The 22,310-nt window shown below is 32.1% G+C and carries 9 protein-coding genes; 4 read left to right on the top strand and 5 right to left on the bottom strand.

Going from position 1 to position 22,310, the window contains the following annotated elements; translation table 11 throughout:
* Window positions 1-2: 2 nt before the first annotated feature.
* The 3 genes from ppk2 to ABDX67_RS07845 all read left to right on the top strand — a co-directional run bounded on the left by ppk2 (window position 3) and on the right by ABDX67_RS07845 (window position 2,594).
* Window positions 3-797, top strand: a complete 795-nt coding sequence (ppk2, locus tag ABDX67_RS07855) for a polyphosphate kinase 2 (protein ID WP_347174424.1) — start codon at window positions 3-5, stop codon at window positions 795-797.
* Window positions 798-885: 88 nt separating this feature from the next.
* On the top strand, window positions 886-1,434 hold the full coding sequence (locus tag ABDX67_RS07850) for a Smr/MutS family protein (RefSeq protein ID WP_347174423.1): 549 nt from the start codon (window positions 886-888) through the stop codon (window positions 1,432-1,434).
* Between the two features lie 17 nt (window positions 1,435-1,451).
* Window positions 1,452-2,594 carry a cysteine desulfurase family protein gene (locus ABDX67_RS07845; protein WP_347174422.1) on the top strand — a complete coding sequence of 381 codons (1,143 nt, stop codon included), beginning with the start codon at window positions 1,452-1,454 and terminating at the stop codon, window positions 2,592-2,594.
* On the opposite strand, the gene ABDX67_RS07840 is transcribed toward ABDX67_RS07845, so the two are convergent.
* The 4 genes from ABDX67_RS07840 to mnmE all read right to left on the bottom strand — a co-directional run bounded on the left by ABDX67_RS07840 (window position 2,584) and on the right by mnmE (window position 21,118).
* Window positions 2,584-6,600, bottom strand: a complete 4,017-nt coding sequence (locus ABDX67_RS07840; protein WP_347174421.1) for a GEVED domain-containing protein — start codon at window positions 6,598-6,600, stop codon at window positions 2,584-2,586. The two genes, ABDX67_RS07845 and ABDX67_RS07840, sit on opposite strands and share 11 nt — an antisense overlap.
* A gap of 194 nt (window positions 6,601-6,794) precedes the next feature.
* The gene (locus ABDX67_RS07835) at window positions 6,795-14,060 is read right to left on the bottom strand and encodes a DUF8202 domain-containing protein (RefSeq protein WP_347174420.1); all 7,266 of its coding nucleotides are present in this window, start codon (window positions 14,058-14,060) and stop codon (window positions 6,795-6,797) included.
* Window positions 14,061-14,173: 113 nt separating this feature from the next.
* Window positions 14,174-19,627 carry a choice-of-anchor L domain-containing protein gene (locus ABDX67_RS07830; RefSeq protein WP_347174419.1) on the bottom strand — a complete coding sequence of 1,818 codons (5,454 nt, stop codon included), beginning with the start codon at window positions 19,625-19,627 and terminating at the stop codon, window positions 14,174-14,176.
* A 96-nt stretch (window positions 19,628-19,723) separates the two neighbouring features.
* Complete coding sequence (mnmE, locus tag ABDX67_RS07825) at window positions 19,724-21,118, bottom strand: tRNA uridine-5-carboxymethylaminomethyl(34) synthesis GTPase MnmE (RefSeq protein ID WP_347174417.1); 1,395 nt, start codon at window positions 21,116-21,118, stop codon at window positions 19,724-19,726.
* Window positions 21,119-21,221: 103 nt separating this feature from the next.
* Here mnmE and ABDX67_RS07820 point away from each other — a divergent pair, with 103 nt between their 5' ends.
* Complete coding sequence (locus ABDX67_RS07820; RefSeq protein ID WP_347174416.1) at window positions 21,222-21,560, top strand: DUF4870 domain-containing protein; 339 nt, start codon at window positions 21,222-21,224, stop codon at window positions 21,558-21,560.
* A 241-nt stretch (window positions 21,561-21,801) separates the two neighbouring features.
* On the opposite strand, the gene ABDX67_RS07815 is transcribed toward ABDX67_RS07820, so the two are convergent.
* Window positions 21,802-22,239, bottom strand: coding sequence for a DUF4268 domain-containing protein (locus ABDX67_RS07815; protein ID WP_347174415.1), 438 nt, complete (start codon window positions 22,237-22,239; stop codon window positions 21,802-21,804).
* Window positions 22,240-22,310: the final 71 nt, after the last annotated feature.

Genomic DNA, 22,310 nt, shown 5'->3' with positions numbered 1-22,310 from the left:
AGATGGATGTAAAAAAAATAGAAATTACAGAAGATGATGTTAAAAAATTAAACTCTAAAAAAGGGTTGCTAGCTATGTTGTCTAAAGATCCAATCAATTTAGAAAGAGCTGTTAGATATATTGATTACGAACGAAAATTAAAAAAATTACAAGTAGAATTGGTAAAACTACAATCTTGGGTGATTAACAATAACGAACGCGTAATTATAATTTTTGAAGGAAGAGATGCTGCAGGAAAAGGTGGAGCAATTAGAAGAATAACAGAGAAAATAAATCCACGTCATTTAAAGAAAGTTGCATTACCAAGACCTTCTGAGGAAGAAAAAACACAATGGTACTTTCAACGTTATGTGAGTCAGTTCCCAAAAGCTGGGGAAATTGTTTTTTTTGATAGAAGCTGGTATAATAGAGCTGTGGTAGAACCTGTAAATGGTTTTTGCACCAAAGAAGAATATAAAATATTTATGAATCAAGTAAATGGTTTTGAACAAATGATTTTAGAGTCTGGAATTCATATGGTAAAAATGTACATGTCTATTTCTAAAAAAGAACAAGCAAAGCGTTTTAGCGAAATAAAAAATGATCCATTAAAACAATGGAAAATGACGAGTGTAGACGAAAAAGCACAAGAATTATGGGATAATTATACAACCTATAAAAAAGCCATGTTCGAAAAAACAAACACAGAAATTTCTCCTTGGAAAATTATAAGAGCCAATAAAAAAACGGAAGCAAGAATTAATTCAATCAATTATATTCTTAAAAGAATTCCTTATGATAAGAATATTAAAGTCTAAAAGGAATACTTTATCTTTTTAAGCATCAATCAAAAGGTTCTATATATTTTTGCAATTAAATAAGTAGTACCTTTTTTAAATTATAAAAATGAATTTTGTTATTGGAGATTTTGTTGCTGTACTTGATGATGTTGTAAAAGGCACAATTACAAGCATTAACAGCACAGATATATCGATTAAAGATGATACAGGAATGATCTTTAGTTACTTGCCTTCTGAACTTGTAAAGATTGAGGAGAATCAACATGAATTAACAAAATTTAGCGACATCAACCATCAATTATTACAAGATAAAATTGCTGAAAACCCAAAAAAGAAATCTCAAAGTTTTACAAAAGCAAAGAATGAGGTCATTTTTGAAGTTGATTTGCATATCAATCAATTGGTAAATTCTACAAACGGACTCGATAATTACGATATGTTAACGATTCAGTTAGAAACGGCAAAAAGAAAATTAGAATATGCCATTCAAAAAAAAATTTCTAAAATTATTTTTATTCATGGAGTAGGTGAAGGCGTTTTAAAATCTGAATTGGTTTATCTATTTAAAAAATATCCAGTAGAATATTACGACGCTTCGTATCAAAAATATGGTTTAGGCGCAACCGAAGTTTATATTTTTCAGAACCCTAATTAAATTCCTACTTTTGTAGCATGAACAAAATCTATTTAGATAACGCCGCCACAACGCCAATAGATAAAGAAGTAATCGATGTTATGGTTCAGTCGATGCTGTACAATAACGGAAATCCATCTTCTACACATCAATTTGGACGTAAAGCAAAATCTTCTGTAGAAACAGCCAGAAAAAATATTGCAAAGCATTTTAATGTATCTGCAAGCGAAATTATTTTTACATCTGGTGGAACTGAAGCAGATAATTTAATTCTGCAAAATGCGGTTACTAATTTAGGCATTGAAGTTATCATCACTTCAAAAATTGAACATCATGCGGTTTTACATACCTGCGATTTTTTAAAGAAGACACATCAAACAGAAATTGTTTTTGTTGATGTTGATAAAAACGGAGATATCGATTTAAAACATTTAGATGAACTTTTAGAAACGCATCAAACAGATAAATGTTTGGTGAGTTTGATGTATGTAAATAATGAAATCGGGAATTTATTAGCGTTAAACAAAGTTTCTGAAATTTGTAAAAAGCATAATGCATTATTTCATTCTGATACTGTGCAGGCAATTGGACATTATCAAATAGATTTGCAAAAAACTCAGATAGATTTTATTGCTGCAAGTGCGCATAAATTCCACGGACCAAAAGGTGTAGGATTTGCGTATTTCAAAAAAGGATTTGGAATTCAGCCAATGTTGCACGGTGGTGATCAAGAAAAAGGAGCACGTTCTAGTACAGAAAATGTACACAGTATTTTAGGAATGGAAAAAGCACTAGAAATTGCCGTTTCTAATATTGATAAAGACACCAGTTATCTATCAGAATTAAAAAAATATTTTATTTCTGAGTTAAAATCCAATTTTAAAGATGTTGCTTTTAATGGGAATTCAGAACACATAGATAAAAGTAGTTATACCATTTTAAATGTTCGTTTTGCAAAAGCAAGTAAAATGTTGTTGTTTACTTTAGACTTAAACGGAATTGCTGTTTCTGGCGGAAGTGCTTGTCAAAGTGGAAGCAGTAAAGGCTCTCATGTATTAGATGAATTATTAAATAAAACAGAAGCCGATAAAATATCTGTTCGGTTTTCGTTTAGTAAAAACACCACAAAAAAAGAAATTGATACAACTGTTTTAAAACTAAAAAGTATTATTACTGATTGATAAATATTTTCTTGGTAATAGTACCTTTATCAGAACTTATTTTAATAAAATAGATTCCAGTTTTAACTTGATTATGAAGTTGTAGCTTATACTCTGACTGATTTCCTAATTGATTTTTTGAAAAAATTAATTGCCCTAAAATTGAGAAAACTTTAATTGCTCTAATAGATTCTTGTTGTAAGTTTTTAACAACTAATTGTTTAGAAGTAGTATCAAAATAAGTTGTAATACTTTCTTTTTGTAAAGATTCGTCATCTACAGATAAAGAGTTGTTTCTAAATTTAATAACAAATCTATCGTAATAATTACCAGCGTTTAATTCTAAAGTTACTCCACCATTTTTTAATAAATCATATTCTTTATTCGCTAAATTATCTTGTAGATATACATTGGTATCTAAGTTTTCTAAAGCATCAACTTTAAAAGTAACCGAACGATCAACATCTAAATATACACTTAAAGGAATTTTTATTGCATCATTAAAATCTTCAACTCCAGTAATTGTAAATGGAGTTTCTGAATTAGGAATTTGTAAAGCCATGTCTGTAGGGTTTCGTCCAAACATTGGTGCATCGTAACCAATTCTATATTTACTAGAAGATAATCCTCTAAATCCTACAGCTACTTCTCTGTGAAATAGAAATGTTTCAGGTTCATTTACTATAAATTCAAAACCTAAACGCAACACAGGAAAGTTTGAAATCTTTACATTTTTAGCTGCTTTATTTTTACTAAAAAAAGTATTAGACGCATTACTTATTCTTTGGCTATTTGTAAATTTTATTGTGCCAGTTCCTTCGTTGCTTCTTGTTACAAAAAATGCTTGTGCAACAGGAATGTATTTTGTGGGAGCTTTTCCTGATCCAAAAGAAGTTCCCATTCCAATTACTCTTGTTGCATAACCTCCTTTATATTGACCTCGAATATGAGACGTATCATCACCAGCTTCATAAAAATACAAAGTACCAGAAATAGCGTTGCTATTATCTAATAAAAACTTATCTGCATCTATTGCAGAAGGATACGGGTTTCCTAATAAACTTAATCTATTTTGACTAATAATACTTGTATAATCTCCATCATTCGGAATTCCTTTAAAAGTAAAGTTTTGTGTTCCACTTCCAGTACTTTTCATATTCCATCCTTCACTAGGTTTCATAAAAACTTGTTCAGGATTTATTCGCCTTGTATAATCTACATCATTAATTAATTTTGCTAACCAATAACTACTAATTGTAATCGGTGTTGTTTTAGCACCATCATAGCCGCTTGAAAAGGTAATATCAGAAGGATCAGAAGTTGATGAAGTAGGAGTTGTACCGTCTTTTATCACACTTTTTATAGAAAAAGTTGTTCCGTTTGTTGTTACGGGAGAAGACCAGTTTCCTGATTGATATAGATTTGTTAATTGACTCGTTTGATCTATATAAAGTTTTCCTGTTCCTGAAATTTGTTTTTTTCCAGTATGTGTTTGTATTAATTGTGATGTACCAGCCAATCTTAGCGAAGCATTTGTATCAATAGTTAAAGAATCGCTAACAATTAAAGAATTGTTATTAATTGTCAGCTTATTTGCTCCTGTAATAGTCAATTTGTAAGCATTAATTGCACTTGTAGTGGTTAGGTTTTCGTTGATTAATACTTTTCTAGAACGATCAGGAAAACCATTATTCCAAGTGCCACTTTCTCTTGTTATTGAGTTTGTATGATGCACTCCAAGTTTTATATTGGCATTATTATCGGCGTTTGTTATTTCTGAAAGGAGAGGAGCATGAGGATGCCTTTCTGGTGGGTTTGTAGTTGTTGATAAATTATCATCAACAAAATTAATCCATTCAGCGGAGTTGAAATTTTTATTATAAGTGATAACTTTATCTGTTCTAACCATAGAAGCGTTACTCTTTATATTTGAGACTACATCAAAACGATTTTCCCAAGCATCTGTTCCGGTGGTTTTTGTGACTATTAAAATATCATTTTCTTCATCAAAATCTGTGATATCATTATTTGTAATAACAGTACCAATAATATTACTAAATGTAGATGAATTACTTTTTATAAGGACAGTTTCTCCTTGAGTTAAAGTAGTATTAATTACAAAAGTACTTGTAGGTGATATTCCTGTTTGATCACCAGATTTGTTTTTGTATAAAGCTAAAACTACGGTATTTGTTGGTATTGTTTTGCTCGTATTTATGTTCGTAATTTCAATCCATCTTTCTGTTGATGCAGAATGATATGTTTGTGTAATTAATGCAGATTCAAACGAAGAATTATCAATTGGAGTTAAATCTATATTGTAATCTTCAACTTCTCCTCTTTGATGATTAAAATTACAAGGTAATGGTTTTTGATTTTGACTTAATCCAACTCGTAACCTTGTTTTTCCTAATATTGCTGTTTCAGGTATTAGAATGTTATTAAGTGGAATCGTGAAATTTGTTGTTGCGTTACCAAGGTTTTCTATGCTAAAAACTTCTTCGTTTACAGAAAATTTACCATCACTATTAAAATCAATCCAAACTACTAAATATGTATCGTTATAACTTTGTCTTGTATAAGAGATAGTTCCAGAAAATGTTTTTCCTTTTTCTAAACTTGTACCTGTAGTATCAAAATAATTGTAAAATGGATCACTAGATGTAGTTGTATTGTTGATATCGCCAATTGTTACATTCGATATAAAATAATTTCCCTTGCTTAAATTTAAGTTAGTGTTACAGTAAATAATTGCAAAAGTTGTAAATGTTTTAGTAGTTGCAGGATAACTTGCACAACTTGCATCTACTTTTACTTGAACTTCATATTCATCACCATCATTTAGGTTATTTATTGTTATTGATTTATTTATAGATGTAGTTTCTAGCCAAGGATCGCTAGAACCATTTAAACGATACCTAATTTTAAACGGACCAACATCAGAAGATATCCAAGAAACATCTGCTCTTTTGTTGCTAATGTTAGAAATAGTAATATCTGCCGGATTAATTCGGGTAGGATTTATAATTTCAATTGTTTGTGTACTTGTTTTTTGTGTACTTCCATTATCAAAAACCCAATCTATTGTATAAGTTCCTGCTGTATTAAAACTAGTTGGATCTAAAGTTGTTGCAACTATTGTTTCATTACACTGATACTCCATAATTGGAGCTGTTGCTGTATAAGAGCAATATTGAGTAATATCGTCAAGAGCGGGAGCTTCAAATGTGCCAGCATAAAGAGAAACAGTAACAGTTGTTGTACAAGTACTTGTTAAACCATCTAAATCTGTTACGGTTAGTGTTACAGTTTGTGGTGTTCCAACATCATTACAGTTAAAAGTATCTTTATCTATTGATAAAATAAGGTCGTTTGTAGCATCATAATCATCAAAAGAACCATTATTAATATCATTTGCTGTAATAGTAGCACTTCCTAAAATATCTAAATTTATATTTAGATTATTAACACAAATTGCAGTTGGTGGTTGAGGTATTGGTTTTATTCTTATTTTGTAATCTTCATACTCACCAGACTGATACTTTAAATTACAAGGCTCAATAGAATTTCCTCTACTAACAGCGACTCTAATTCTTGTTTCTCCAGTTGTTGCGCTAGTTGGAATTGTAATGTTGAAATTTTTTGTAATTCCTGTGCTACTAGCTGGTTGACTTTCTGTGTAGCTAGTTACTAATTCAGAAGATTCAAATGTGCCATTCTTGTTGTAATCTATCCAGACATTTAAGGTTCCTGTATTATAGTTTGGAATGTTAAAAGTTACTGAAGCTGCATAAGTTTGACCTTTAATAACTTCGGCAGTTTTGTTTGTGTAATATTCGTAAGAGTTAGCAGTTAAGTCACTAACATTATCAATATCTTCTAAGCTAAATTTAGAAACAAAGAAACTTGCATTTCTAGCATTTCCAAGATTACTTGGTGTGCAATAAGATTGTGAATTTACTGTATGTGGTATTATTGATAATACAACAACAAATAGGCTAACTGTAAAACGATAAATTAAACTCATTTTTTAAAAAAACTATGACTTACAAAAGTATTAAACTTATTAGTATATACGAAAAAAATAGAGTTGTGGGTTTTACTTTATACGTACTTTTATAAAATATTTAACAATTAAATTTTATAAAACAAGAGTGTAAATTTTAATGATAAAAAAACACCACTTAAAAGTGGTGTTTTTCATTATAATTTAAAAATTATTTAATTGTTTTTTACGCTTATTTTTTTGGAGAAAACACCTTTCTCAGTAAACACTTTTACAATATATATAGATGACGCTAAATTATTAGTAGAAATTCTATTTTCAAATTTAGTTTCAATGTTTTTCCAAGTTGTTACTTTTTGACCTAATAAATTATATAGTTCAATTTTATTTACAACCTGATTGTTGTTGTTTTTAATAACAAGCTCATTGTTTTCATTGTCTGAATAAACAAGTATTTTATTTAGTATGGCTTCATCATCTATACCTAAAGCTGAACCGCCAAAGATTAATACAAATCTGTCTTTATAAGTACCTTTTGCTAAATTTAACACTTTTGGTGAATCTAAATTAAAAATCTGACCAGTTATTAAATCTACTAAATAGATTGTGTAACCTTCCATATTTTCTTTTTCATCAATCATTAATGTAACAGGTTTATCTGTATCAATTTCAAAGCCTAATGGTACTTGCAATTGAGCACTTAATTCGCCAACTCCTGCAATAATTAAATTAGATTCTATTTCTGGGAAATTCCAATAAACATCCGTTGGTTGTAAGTCAAATGTTTGACTATCATAACCACTTTCATATTTAAACGTATTTCCTGTTTTGAAATTGATTCCCAATTGTCTATGGATTCCTGCATTGGTATCATTTATATAATCAAACCCTAATTTGAAATTTGGTAATGTGTTGTTTGTTTGTCCTTTAAAAAACACATTGTTTGCACTATATGTTCTTTGTGAGTTTTTAAAACTAAACGTACCACCTTTATTAGAAGGAGCAGAGACAAAGAAACCTTGACCTACAGCAATATATTGCGGAGGAGAAGTATAAGAAGATTGCCCAAGACCAGCTGTTCCTGCAATTACAGAATTTGCTGCAACACCCATTGCTTCGTTTCGTTGAGAATAACCACCTATATATCCATACTTTCCATGACCTTCAACTTGACTAGTTGTTGTACTTTCTCCTTTATGTTCCCAGAAATATAAAGTTCCGTCTATAACAGCACTATTATCTTGAATGAATTTTTGAGTGTCTAATACACTTGGATACGGATTACCAACTAATGAAGATGTACCAGCACTTACTGTTTTAGAATAGGTGCCATCATTTGGAGTTCCAATAAACGTATAGTTCTGTGGAGATCTACCAGTACTTTTCATGATATAACCTTCTGCAACATTGATGCTATTAGTATGTCCTTTTTGAACCCAATTATCTCTAGTAGTTCCATTAAAGTATGAGAATATCCAATAACTTCCAATCTTAATTGGGTCTGTTTTTTCTCCGTTTAAATCACTAAACTGTGTATATGGTTTAAATACAATACTTTTTGCTGTTGAGGTTTGTGAAGTAGGAGTAGTTCCGTCATGCATCACTTCTCCAACTTTATAACTTGTATTTCCTAATGATTTCACTACTGGAGATGTCCAATAGTTATAACGATACACATTTGGTAAATACGATTTTTGATCTCTATAAAGTTTCCCGTTTCCTTCAACATTAGAAACCCCGGTATGTGTTTGTACTAATTGTGCATCACCTATTAATCGAATTTCTCCATCCAAAATTAGTTTACCTCCAAATTTGATAAACCTATTATTATTTACCACCAATTTAGAATTTGCTTTTACCCAAACACAACCAACAGTTCCACTATTTGACATAACAGCATTTCTACCTAATGTTTCAGCATCAATTACTAGTACTTTTGATGCATCAACAGTTCCATCTGTATCAGTTGGAGAAAAGTTTCCTCTTGCACCACCTTTCCAAGCATTTGCATCTCCATTCCAGAAAATACCAAGTACTTCAGAATAAGTAAAGTATTTTGTACCGTTAAAATCAAAATTTGCAACATAATGAGAAACACTATTAATGGTTCTTGTGGATACAGGAATGTGTTTTACATTGGTTGTAAAGCTTGCATCGTCTGCTATTTTTAAAACAATTACTTGAGAAGTTGGTGTTGTTAAAGCAGCGTCTATAACCGACTGTGTAGCAGCAATTTCTACAGAACCTATAGATCCTGTTTCAACAACTTTCCAAACTCTATCTAACTGTAATTCAGTTTCACATACTAAAGAAACAGAAGAAGTATTTGTACTATTTACAGTTGCCCCATTGTTCCCCCACATTAAGAAAGATTTATTAGAGTTGATAGAATTATTGTTACTAGCATTGTTTGCTGCAATGCTACCTAAACCAATAGTTACTAAAGAACTTGTATTGATTGATTTTGATTGTTTTTGTAATAATAACATTCCATCATCACGACCAATTCCAGCTACATCGTTATGATACGTACTATTTGTAGTAGTGTTCCAAACTTTGGTAGTTAAATCTTCTAAGATATAGTCTCCTTCTGTAGTTGTGTTGTTTTCTACTTTACTAAGTGTGATACCATATTTAATAGCTAAATACGATTGTACCTGTTGTTGTCTTGCGGCTGAAGGAGCAGATGTATACACCATTAGCTCAGCAATTTGACCAGTTAGAAAACCACTATTAGTACTTAGACTACCTATATAAGCATCTCCATTATCTCCACCAAAAGTACCTGCCGTATTATTGGTAGCAAGTCTTTGACCATTTCTATAAATAGCAGTTCTTTGACCAGAAGGAGCACTAGCAGCTGTATTAGAAAAGCCAGCATTCCAAAGACTAAATTGATTATTTGTGCCACCCCAAGCAGAATTTAACGTATTTCCACCAACACCAGGAGTAAAGGAAAGATTATTCCCTGAGTTTGGTGCAATTAAAGAAATAACATTACTACCATCTACATTATGAGCAAAAACGTATGCATTTGATGATCCAGATGTTCTTTTGCTTACCGCATAAATCCAAAGAGAAGAATACGCATTATTGGCTGTATTTCCAAAAATACCATTGTTAATTGTTAATCTCTGATTAGTACCATTAAATGAAACTGTTTTGTTAAAGTTTAATCCATTAGAGTTAATAACCGGACTATTACTTGGTGTTGCATTTTGTGGTGTACCAGCTTGATCATTCCATGCTGTAACTGTTGCTCCACCTATTAAACCAATATCCGGACGTAGCCATAAAATATTACCAGGAGAAGAAGGTGCTGTTCTGTCATCATCAATATCTCTGTAATCTACATCATTATAGTTCGATGCAGGAGGTACTGTTCCGTTTGCTACATTTACATCAGAATCTAAATCTGGTAAACCTGTAGATGGATCGCTAATGCCATCATTAACAACAAAACCATCAGTGGTAGTTCCATGTTCAAAAGCATCATCTAAACCATCGTTGTCTGCATCTGAGCCTAGTAATGTATTTGCATTTCCATTTTCTAAAATATCATTTACTCCGTCTCCATCAGAATCTGAATCGAGATAATCTGGAAGACCATCTGCATTGTTTCCTGTAACTGTATCAGTATTAACAGGTGTTAAACCGCCAAGATATGCAGAGTTTACACCATTGTTTGCAGTGTAATTTGCTGGTGAATCTGCATTTGGTGCAATATAACCAACAGTTGCTTGTGCTTCTATATTATCAGGAATTCCATCATTATCTGCATCAATATCAAAAGAATCTTTTATTCCGTCTCCATCAGAATCTCCATTTCCTTCTACAGAATCTAAAATACCATCGTTATCATCATCTAAATCAACAGAATCTATAACTCCATCATTGTCATTGTCTAAAACAACATCAATATCTCTGTAGTCAACATCACCTGTAGAATTAGCATCATTATCTGCGTCTAATAAATCGTTAACAGGATCGTCTATTTCATCGTTTACATCGTATGCTTCTCCAGCTGTAGCGTTACTACCTTCCCAAGTATCTATAAGTCCATCGCCATCAGAATCTGTTGCAGAAATGGCACCATTTGGAGTGATACCGCTTTCAGTAATATGATTGTCTAAAACACCATCACCATCTGCATCTGTGTCTCTATAATCAGGAATACTGTCTCCATTATTATTAAGTGTTGTATCTGTATTTGGTAATGTTAATCCAGTTGGATTAAAAGTATCGTTATTTTCATACGCAGAATCAACTCCGTTTAAACCAACATTACCAGTTGGTGCAACATATCCTTGTGTAGATTGTGCTTCTATATTATCTGGAATTCCGTCATCATCTGTATCAATATCTAAATAATCTGGAGTTGTGTCTACTGCAGTTGTAATTGTTGGAGTAGTACCAAGAGAACCAGTACCATTAGAATTTCCGTTTGGAGTAGCATCAAAGTTATCGTCTAACCCATCATCATCGGCATCATTACCGGATAAAACAATAGCTCCAGTATTTGGTTGAGATTCTATAATGTCTAAAATACCGTCACCATCAGAATCTAAATCTAAGGAATTGATAATTCCATCTCCATCAAAATCTCCATTTCCTTCTACAGTATCTAAAATACCATCATTATCATCATCAATATCTAATGAATCTACAATACCATCGCCATCTGTATCTGTTCCAACCAATGTATCTCTATAATCTAAATCACCACCAGTAAGAACATCACCATCAACATCTATTAATCCAGATGTTTTTGGATCATTTATTCCGTCATTTACAACAAAACCATCATTTGTAGTTCCGTGTTCATAAATGTCATCTAGTCCATCACCATCTGTATCTGTTCCAAAAGTACCAACAGTTATTGAGCTTAAACCTTCGTCAACATCATCTGTTCCATCACCATCAGAGTCTTGGTCTCTATAATCTGGTTCTCCATTACCATCTGTATTTACTAATGAATTTGATAAACCAATAGCAGTAAAATTATCGGTAAAATCATACGCACTACTTAAACCATTCTTATCTGTACCAGCTATTGCAACAAAGTTTACATAAGTGGTAGTTGGTTGTGCTTCTATATTATCAGGAATACCATCATTATCTGAATCGATGTCTAAATAATCTGGTTTGTTATCACTGTTTGTAAAAGAACCGTCAGTATTTACAGGGTTAGTAATAGGATTTGCTCCTGCAATATATGCTGAGTTTACACCGTTGTTAGTATTGTAAGTAGCAAAACTATCTGAATTTGGAGCAACATAACCAGCGGTTGTTTGCGCTTCTACATTGTCTATAATTCCATCGTTATCTGAATCGATGTCTAAACGATCTACAATTCCGTCTCCGTCTGTATCAACATCAATTCCACAACCAGTATAAGATAATACAGTTGCTTCAATAATCTCAATTCTACCACCACTTCTAGAGGTCATTTCAATTTGTAAGTATTGAGTATCAGCATTTAAAGTGTAATTAAAAGCAGTCACACCAGTTATAGCAGTATCATTTATGGTTTGAGGATTTGTTCCTCCTCCTAAATTTACTGTACTATTTGGTAATTGAGCGAAACGTAGTGTCTTATTATTGTCGTTATTTTTCCATAAATGTACTCTGATTACTGTTCCTGAAGGTATTGAATTACCTAAATTAACAACAAGGTATTCTCCAGCTCTATTTAATGTAATACCATTGTCGGAAGCTAAATCAGAATTATTTATTAAAGGAAATTGCCCTGCATTAACACCATTTCCACCACCACCAGAATCTACTCCGCCAACAGGTGTATCTGGTGTTGTTGTACAGCCAGTTTCATCAGTATCTAAAATACCATCGTTATCATCATCTAAATCTATAGAATCTGGAACTTTATCGCCATCTGTATCTATTCCGTTTACATCATCTCTAAAATCTACATCTCCACCAGTTGTTACATCATTTGGAGATTCTGTTTCTGCCAAATCTGTTTCTGTATCTGTTAATCCGTTTGTAGCATCAAAATTAGAAACACTACCTGTAAATGCTTGATCTGTATTGTCATGATTATCATTTAAACCATCGCCATCAGAATCGTTACCGCTTACTGTATTACCAAGTCCACTTTCAATTAAATCTGAAGTTCCATCATTATCTGAATCTGAATCTCTATAATCTGGAGTTGTATCTAAATCTGTATCAACAACTGTAATTCCACTAGGCGAGAAAGTGTCTACGTTTTCGTATCTAGAATCTACACCATTATTGCCAACATTCCCTGTTGGTAAACTATTTTTATAATCTGAAGTTGAATGAGCTTCCACGATATCTGGAATTCCATCATCATCTGCATCAATATCTAAGAAATCTGGTTTAAACAATGTAACATTATCACCGTCAGTATTTACAATCGTAAATTTTGGTGTACCTGACTCTGCACTTGTTTCGAATACATCATAATAGCCATTAGCTCCAACATTACCAGAAGCAGGAATATAACCTGTTGTTGGTTGTGCCTCAATAATATCTAAAATACCATCGTTATCTGAATCTAAATCTATGTGATTAGGAATACCATCATGGTCAAAATCATAAGCATCAGGAACACCATCATTATTTGTATCTGTATAATCTGTACCTACAGAACCTCCACCATTATCATCGTTTGCATCTAAATAATTTGGAAGTCCATCGCCATCTTCATCACCGTCAAAATCTAAAGTGCTTGGATATTCTGCAGTATCTAAAATACCATCATTATCATCATCTATATCTATATCATCAAAAACACCATCACCATCTGTATCTAATCTAACTAATGCATTTACTGCATCTACAGCAATATGTATTGTTTCAACTAAAGGTAAAGTATTTACAGTACCTGTAAAACCAGAATCTGCACCAGGATAAATTGTTAAAGTTTCGCTAGTACTTTCTGCAATAAATATAATAGCGTTTGTTGCCCATTGATTCTGTGTTATATTAGTAATAGTTCTTCGAGGGTTAGAACCAATTTCAATATCAAAATCTTCTATATATGTACCTGCATAATTTTGATCGTTATTATCACCACCATCAGCATTACTAATAGCTGTCATACTAAATAAAAGTAGCTTATATACTTGACCAACAACTAAGCCTGTCATTGTTGTAGTTACATTTTCTTCTATTGAAGTACTACTACCAACATCACGAAGTGTAATCCAACGTACATTTGTTGCTGTTGTAGGGGGAAGTGGAAGCGTTACTGTCCAAGTAGCACTATGTCCTGCATTTGGAGATCCACCAGCTTGGTTTCTGTTTGAAATATCTGGAGTTCCATCTAAATTCGGGTCTGCATCAGACCAACCAATAGGGTTACAATCACCACAAATATTTGCGGACGTACCTGTTCCAGGAATACTTTGAGCTTGTGTAGTAATACTAAAAAAAAGAACTATTAGGGGAAAGATAGTTATTAATAGCGGTTTATTAATAATTTGTAATCTCATAATTTTATACATTTTTTTCACTAGACTTATCTAAGTCTAGCTTACAAAAATACAAAAAAAATGATTTCTTGTAAGAAAAAAAATTAAAAACCAATTAAATCTGTTACTATCTATTACTTATTATAAATTATTTTTTTTGTTAATTTACCATTAGTTGTGCTGATTTTGATGATATATACGGCATTAGATATAGCATTAATTGGTAATTTAATTTCTTTTAAATTTTGATTAAAATTAGACCAACTTTCAACTTTTTGACCAATGATGTTATACAGCTCTACACTTTGAATTGTAATGTCTGTTTTTTTAGAAATCTGAATTTCTTTAGTTGTATTATTAAAGAATACTGATATATTTTGCTTTAAAAGTTCATCATCTAAACCAAGCGCAGTGGTACTAAAAGAAATATAAAAGCGATCTTCATAAACCCCTTGAGTTAAAGATATTGTAACTGTATTTTTTAAATTGTATTTAATATTTGTTACTTTATCAGTTAAATATACATTTCTATTGATATTTTCTTTAGAATCAACCATGAATTTAAAGTCACCACTAATTCCTGCTTTAACTGCTAACGGAAATTCTAAATCATCTGTTAGTTCTTGAATACCAGCAATAGTTAAATTTTGTCTATTATCTTCAAATTTAAAATAAGCATCAGAAATGTCTAAGTCATATACTTTACTATCATAACCAGAATCATGTCTAAATGTATTACCATTTTTAAAAGAAATTCCTACTTGTCTGTGTAATTCAAGGTTTTCAGCATTTTTATATTCAAAACCTAATTTTAAAACAGGCAGAGTATTGTTATTTGCTCCTTTATAAAACTTAGAATCACTTCCTCCGTCTTCAATTTCTTCTTGATAAACTCTTTGACTATTGTTAAAAGTTACGGTACCACCAATATCAGATCCTTCCAAAAAGAACCCTTGACCAATAGGAATATACCTTCCAGGTGATAAAATTGTTCCTCCAGCTCCGTTAATTCCTGCCGGAACTGTTGGTGAAGTTGCCATTGTTGCTATCCTTACACCATAACCACCTTGATAACCAGCCAAAGCATGACTTCCAGAATCTCCAAGATGTTGCCAAAAATAAAGCGCATCTACAATTCCAGAATTATCACTAAAAAACTCATTAGCATCTAATGCAGAAGGATAAGGGTTACCTAGCAAACTTGAAAAACCTGCATTAATAGTAGTTGTAATTGTTCCGTCATTTGGAGTTCCAACAAAAGTATAATTTTGAACAGCACCAGGACCTTTTAAAATATAACCATTCCCAGGATTAAAAGAACCAGTTTCTAATTGTTGAATCCAACTTGTTCCTGTTAATCCATTTACATAACTATAAATCCAGTAGTTTGCAATTGTAATTGGTGATGTAGAATGATCTCCATTTAATGTGCTATATGATCCAGAATAAGAAATGAAATTAATATCTGGCGGTACATAAGTAAAATCACTAACAGAAGTTGGAGTAGTACCATCTTTCATTACACCTTTAACTGAGAAATTAGATTTCCCTACTTCTTTTACAGGTGATGTCCAATAATTATATCTATAAGTATTGGTTACTGTACCTTGTTGATCTACATATAATTTACCGTTTCCAGTAACCTTACTTGTAGTTGTATGTGTTTGTATTAACTGAGCTGAACCAACTAATCTTAATTCGCCATCTAATTGCAGTTCATCCGCTATTTCTAAAAATACACCAGTGTTTACATTTAATTTTGAGCCTGCTTTAATCCAAACACAACCAACTTGTGCATTTGCTGCTAAAACAGCATGATTCGAAGTTCCTTCAGCATCAATTGTAACTAATTGACTATTATCTGCAAGTGCCGTATTTGGTGCACCACCAGCGCCAGAACCACCAGCCCAAGAACCAGTTCCTCCAGAGCTACCATTCCAGGTTATTCCACTTACCTCAGCAAAAGTGAAATATTTTGTTCCATTAAAGTCATAATCACCAACATAACTTAAAGTGCCATCAACTGTTGCAGTTGTTAGAGTAATAAATTCTACATTTGTTGTTAAAGCTTCATTGTCTGCAACTTTTATTACTTTACTGTACGTTGCATTATTTAAGTGTGTATCAATTACTGATTTTGTTGCTGCAATTTGTACAGACCCAACACTACCAGTTTCTACAATTTTCCATTTCCTATCTAATTGTAAATTAGTAGCACATAAAACACCAGGTTGAGAAGTAGCACCAAGTGCAGTTGCATCATTCCCCCAAACTAAGAAATCTTTGTCAGTTGTAAATGAATTTGCATTAGCAGCATTTGTTGAAGCTATTGCTCCCAACCCCATTGTAATAATAGAGTTTGTATTTGAAGATTTAGATTGTTTCTGATTTAAAACTTGTGTATCATCTCTACCAATACCAGCAACATCGTTATGATAAGTGCTATTTGATGTATAGTTCCAAACTTTAGTTACTCCGTTTGATAAGATATAATCTCCTTCAACTATAGAACCATCATTATCTGTTGAGTTTAACGTAAAGCCATATTTTAAGGCTAAATAGCTTTCAATTTTTTGTCTAGTTGCTCCATTATGTGCATCGGTAAAAAGCATAACTTCTGCTACACTTCCATTAATTGATCTACCAGCATTTCCTCTATCGCTTCCAACATAGTAAGTATGACTTGCATTTGAAACATTAGAATCAAATACATTTGTAAACTGTTGAAAATTATCTGGTCTAGGATGTGATAATAGACTTTGAGAACCTCCATTTACATAAGAATCTCCATTTCTAACATCTACAATTGTCCATGAAGTATTATATATTTGAGTATCATTTGAATGACCATGACCAATTCCATCACCTGCAGGAGAGCCATTGATATCATTATTTGTAAAAGCTGATGTCCAATTTGTTGTTGAAATATCATTATAAACTATATAGATTGTTCTAGGATCAAGATTTCCAGTAAACGACATAACATCGTTGGTCGCTGGGTTAAACGTAATTACAGGATTAAAGTTTAAAAAATTCGAAGTTCCATCTGGTGTTGTGGTTCCCGTTCCAGTAAAGTTTGAGTCGTTGGTATAATTACCATCGTCATTAAAATCACTTTGATCATTCCATTGTGTTACGTTTGAACCACCAGTTACACCGATATCTGCACGTAACCAAAGAGAATTTCCAGCACCTAAGCTTACATTTACTGTATCATCTCTAAAATCTACATCGCCGCCAGTACCGTTATCTGAATCTGAATCTGGTAAAGTTGTTGGGTCGTTAATTGTACCATTTACATCAGAATAATTTGAAGTTGTAGCTATTGCAGTATCTAAACCATTTACTGCAATTATACCATTTAAAGTTAAAGCAGCTTCTACAGTATCATTAGCACCTTCATCATCTGAATCTGTATCTTTATAATCTGGTAAACCTGTACTATCTGTATTTACCAATGATGTTAATCCTGTTCCATAATTAGTTAAAATACCCGTTGCACCAACCGAAGCATTTGGAGATACATAAGAGTTTGTCGGTTGTGCTTCAATATTATCAGGAATTCCATCTCCATCAGAATCTAAATCCATACTATTAATAACTCCATCTCCATCAAAATCTAAACTTGCTGCAACTCCATTTACAATAGTCGTACCATTAGCTGTTGCCCAATCTGAATCTGCGTAATTAGGAATGTTGTCTGTGTCATCATCATTCATTGGGTCTGATGTTAGACATGAAAATGTAGGTGTACCTGTAACCTCTATATTTCTTACTTCATTTGTAAATACAGGAAATGTACCACTTTCATAAATTGTATCTCCATCTAAAGAGACTCTATACAAAGAGGTTCCATCTGCATTTGATCCGCCAGCACCATCTAGACCATCACCCTGACTATCATTTATAGTAAACACATAAGTTCCTGCTGTTGTTACTGGAAAATCTAAATCTATTATTTCGTCTCCATTCGCATAAGTACCTCCACTTTGTGAAAACCCTCCAGGACCTGTTAATGTCCAACTGTTTTCATTTTCATATTCACCTAAGTTAATATAAACATTAATAGTAGAACTTACAGTAAAGGTAAAATCTGTATTACATAATTCTTGTGCATCTGTAACCCCATCATTGTCATCATCTAAATCTACATCATCATCAATACTATCACTATCATTATCGCCTTGTGTTAAAGCATCTCTAAAATCTACATCACCTCCAGAACCAACATCGCCATCGGCATCAGGTAGTGTAGTTGGATCATTTAAATTACCATTTACATCAGAGTAATCATCAATAGCTTCAAGTCCGTTATCCAAACCATTTCCACCAACATTACCGGTAAGAGTAATTCCTGCTTCGGTCTGATCATTTGTTCCATCTCCATCAGAATCTGTATCTAGATAGTCAGGAATTGTATCTCCGTCAGTATCAATAGGAGTTAAACCACCTCCATAAGCTGTGTTGACACCACCTAAAGAAAAAGTACCTCCTGGAGATATATAACCATTTGTAGTTTGAGCTTCAATATTATCTGGAATTCCATCACCATCAGAGTCTAAATCTAAATGATTAGGGATTCCGTCACCATCTGTATCTGTCGGGTTTGTTAAAGGATTATTATCGTTATCTAAGTTTGCATCTTCTACAGTATCTAAAATACCATCATTATCATCATCTTTATCAAGATCATTAGCTACACCATCATCATCATCATCTGGAAAACCAGAAATTAAATTAATTAAAATAGCAGAATCATATTGGTTATCAGAGGTATCAGCAATTGCTAACTTTACACGATAGGTTGTGCCAGGCGTTAATCCTGTTGCAGAAGCTCTTAATTTCTTTGTCATTCCGTCATATTCAACATGAACAGATCCTCCGCTATTGCTAATAAACTGAGCCGATTGTGTTAAATCTACACAGTTTGGTGCAGAACCATTTGCGCCTATAGATCCATTATTAATTGAGTTGATAGAAACTGCATTTGCTGTACCGGGAACAATGGCAAAATTTTGATATCCTGTATAAGGAGCTGTAGTATCTGATGTTATAAAATAACCAAAAATATCATTAAAAGCAGAACAAACATATTCGTCATATTCATCAGACATAAACTGATAATCTATAGTTAAAACTGTTGCTAAAGGATCTAAAACGGCATCAAATTCAAAAATAACTACATCTCTCGTTGCATTTGCGTCAATTGCAGTTAACTCATTATCTGAATATGTTGAATTTGGACCTAAAGAAATGCTACCTGAGCTATTTGTTGTAAAAGATTCAACCACAGTACCAGTAGTAAGAATAATACCTGTATTTAATTGTAAAGATGCTCCAGCTATTCCGTTTGAAAAAACACCTCTTTGAGAAGAAATACCACTTGTAATTGTTGGATTTGAAATTGTAATTCCAGGTCCAGTCATTTGTGTAGCTAATTGTGCAGCTGTTGAACCAGAAGTGTAAGTTGCTTGACTATAGTTTTTTGTTGCTAGTAGTAAAAAAGCGACTAAGAATAGTTTATTGGTTATAGTATTCTTACTATAATTTTTGTAAAAATGATTTATTTCAGAAAGCAATTTTTCCATTATAAGTTAGATTTAGGGGTTATCTTTATATAATTTAATTGTAAAGATACTATTGATAATTTATACTAACAAAAATTTAAAAGATTAATTTATCTTTTATTTACCGATACAAAAGTTAGAGAAAATATGACCAAGTATATCTTTATCAACATCATACTCGCCAGTAATATTGCCTAAATGACGTAAGCATTCTCTAATGTCAATTGAAAATAAATCCGTAGAAATTTCTAAATCGATTCCTTGTTGCACAGAAGTTATTGCTGTCAGAGCATTATTTAACGCTTCGAAATGGCGCGAATTGCTAACAATAGTTTCGTTATTACTTAAAGCTCCAGTATTAACTAAAGAAGTTAATTCAGCCTTTAATTCGTCAATTCCAGTTTTTTGTTTTGCTGAAAGTAAAATTAAATTCTCAATTTCTGATTGTAAAATTGATGAATCATGACACGATAAAGTATCGATTTTATTTGCGATAACTAATAAGCGTTTATTTGGAAAACGTTCTTTTATAGTTGTAATCTCTTCTAAGATTATTTCGTTAGAATGTGAGAATTTATTTGCATCGATTAAGAAAATAATTAATTGCGCATTTTCGGCTTTTTCGTAGGCTTTTTTAATTCCGATATTTTCTACAACATCTTGCGTTTCTCTAATTCCGGCAGTATCAATAAAGCGAAAGGCAACACCATCAATAATTAATTCATCTTCAATGGCATCTCTGGTTGTTCCTGCAATTTCAGAAACAATGGCTTTTTCTTCGTTTAAAAGTGTGTTTAACAAGGTTGATTTCCCAACATTCGGTTCGCCAATAATTGCAACCGGAATTCCGTTTTTCATTGCATTTCCAAATGCAAACGAATCAATCAAACGTTTTAAAACAGATGTAATTTGAGCAACCAATTCTTTAAATTTTGTTCTATCTGCAAACTCAACATCTTCACCAGAAAAATCGAGTTCTAATTCTATCAATGCAGCAAAATCTAATAATTGCGCGCGTAATTCCTTCAATTCATTAGTAATCCCGCCACGCATTTGTTGAATTGCCATTTGATGACTCGCAGCCGAATTAGAAGCAATTACATCAGCAACAGCTTCGGCTTGACTTAAATCCATTTTTCCGTTTAAAAAAGCACGCATGGTAAATTCACCATTATCTGCCATTCTACAACCATTTTTCAAAAACAATTGTATAATTTCTTGCTGGATAAATACAGAACCATGACACGAAATTTCAATCACATTTTCGCCAGTATACGAATTTGGATTCTTAAAAACAGAAACTAATACTTCATCCAAAATAAGATCATTATCAACAATATGACCTAAATGAATGCTATGCGATTTCTGATTGCTTAATGTTTTTCCTTTTTTTACAGATTTAAAAAAAGCATCTACAATTTCAATCGATTTTTCGCCTGAAAGGCGAATCACAGAAATAGCTCCAACTCCAGACGGAGTTGCCAACGCAATAATAGTATCGTTTTGAATCATGGCACAAAGATACGATGTTAAATTAGTTTGAAAAACTCAAATTGTGTAACAAACTATAATTTTTAGAGTCTTATTAATAGATCAACTACTAAAATTTATCAAGATGAAAGAAAATAAACAATTACTCGTATTAACACATTTAAGACAGTTGTTAGACTTTGTTTCTGGAATTGGCGGATTTATTGTTCCATTAATTTTATGGTTAGTAAAGAAAGATGAGGTTTACGGAATGGATACACACGGAAAAGCAATTCTAAACTTTAGAATCACCATGTTTATTTACTTGCTAATTTGTATTCCGCTAGTTTTGTTCTTAGGATTAGGAATTGTTGGATTTATTGTTATCGGAATTTTCTATTTGATTTTTCCAATTATAAATGCCATCAGAGCCAATAATAACGAAGCTCCAAATTATCCTTTTAGCATTAAAATTATAAAATAATAATAAAAAGTTGGGCGTTCCCTTACTTCGCAAAAGCTAGGTAAGGTCAGGCTTTTCATTGCAATCTTTTTATTTTTGTCATTCCTACGGAAGTAAAAATCCATAAATAAAAAGGATTTCCACTTCAATCCTTAACGCAGGCTAATTTATGAAGAAGCTGTTTTACTGAAAGTGTCAGAATTTATATTTTGGTTCGTTTAGATTCTTGCTTCCGCAAGAAAGACAAAGTCAAAAATGTAAACTAAATTGCTTGCTTAATATACTCTTCGTATTCGTAAAAAAACAATTCAAACTGTTCCATGTTTTCAACAAAAAACTCGAAACAACCTTGCCAAGAATCTTTGTTGTAAATGCTAAATTTCTTTGGGAAATTCACATAAATACGATGAATAATTTTACCAGATTCTAATTGGTATTGATTATCAAAAACAAGTTCAGAAAGATACTCTTCAGTTAAAATATTTTTTAATGAAAGAATTTGCTCAAATAACAATTCGTTTTGTATTTCATTAGGATGTTCAATATCTAACACCACCATTGCTTGTTTGCGTTCTGCAACAAATTTAAAAGAGAAACCTTTTATTTGTGTATTGTATTTCAACCATTTTCTAGGAAATGATTTTCCAAATGCAATCCAAAAATCTTTTCTAAGTTGTGATGCTTCTTCTTTACTAAACATTTTTTTAGTTATCAGTGTTCAATTATCAATTATCAATTATCATTGTTCACTGATAATTGTTCATTGAACAT

This window comes from Polaribacter uvawellassae (assembly GCF_039748955.1).
GTDB classification, from domain to species: Bacteria; Bacteroidota; Bacteroidia; order Flavobacteriales; family Flavobacteriaceae; genus Polaribacter; species Polaribacter uvawellassae.
Note: the sequence above shows the minus strand (reverse complement) of the source record. Positions and strands in the feature narration are given on the sequence as shown.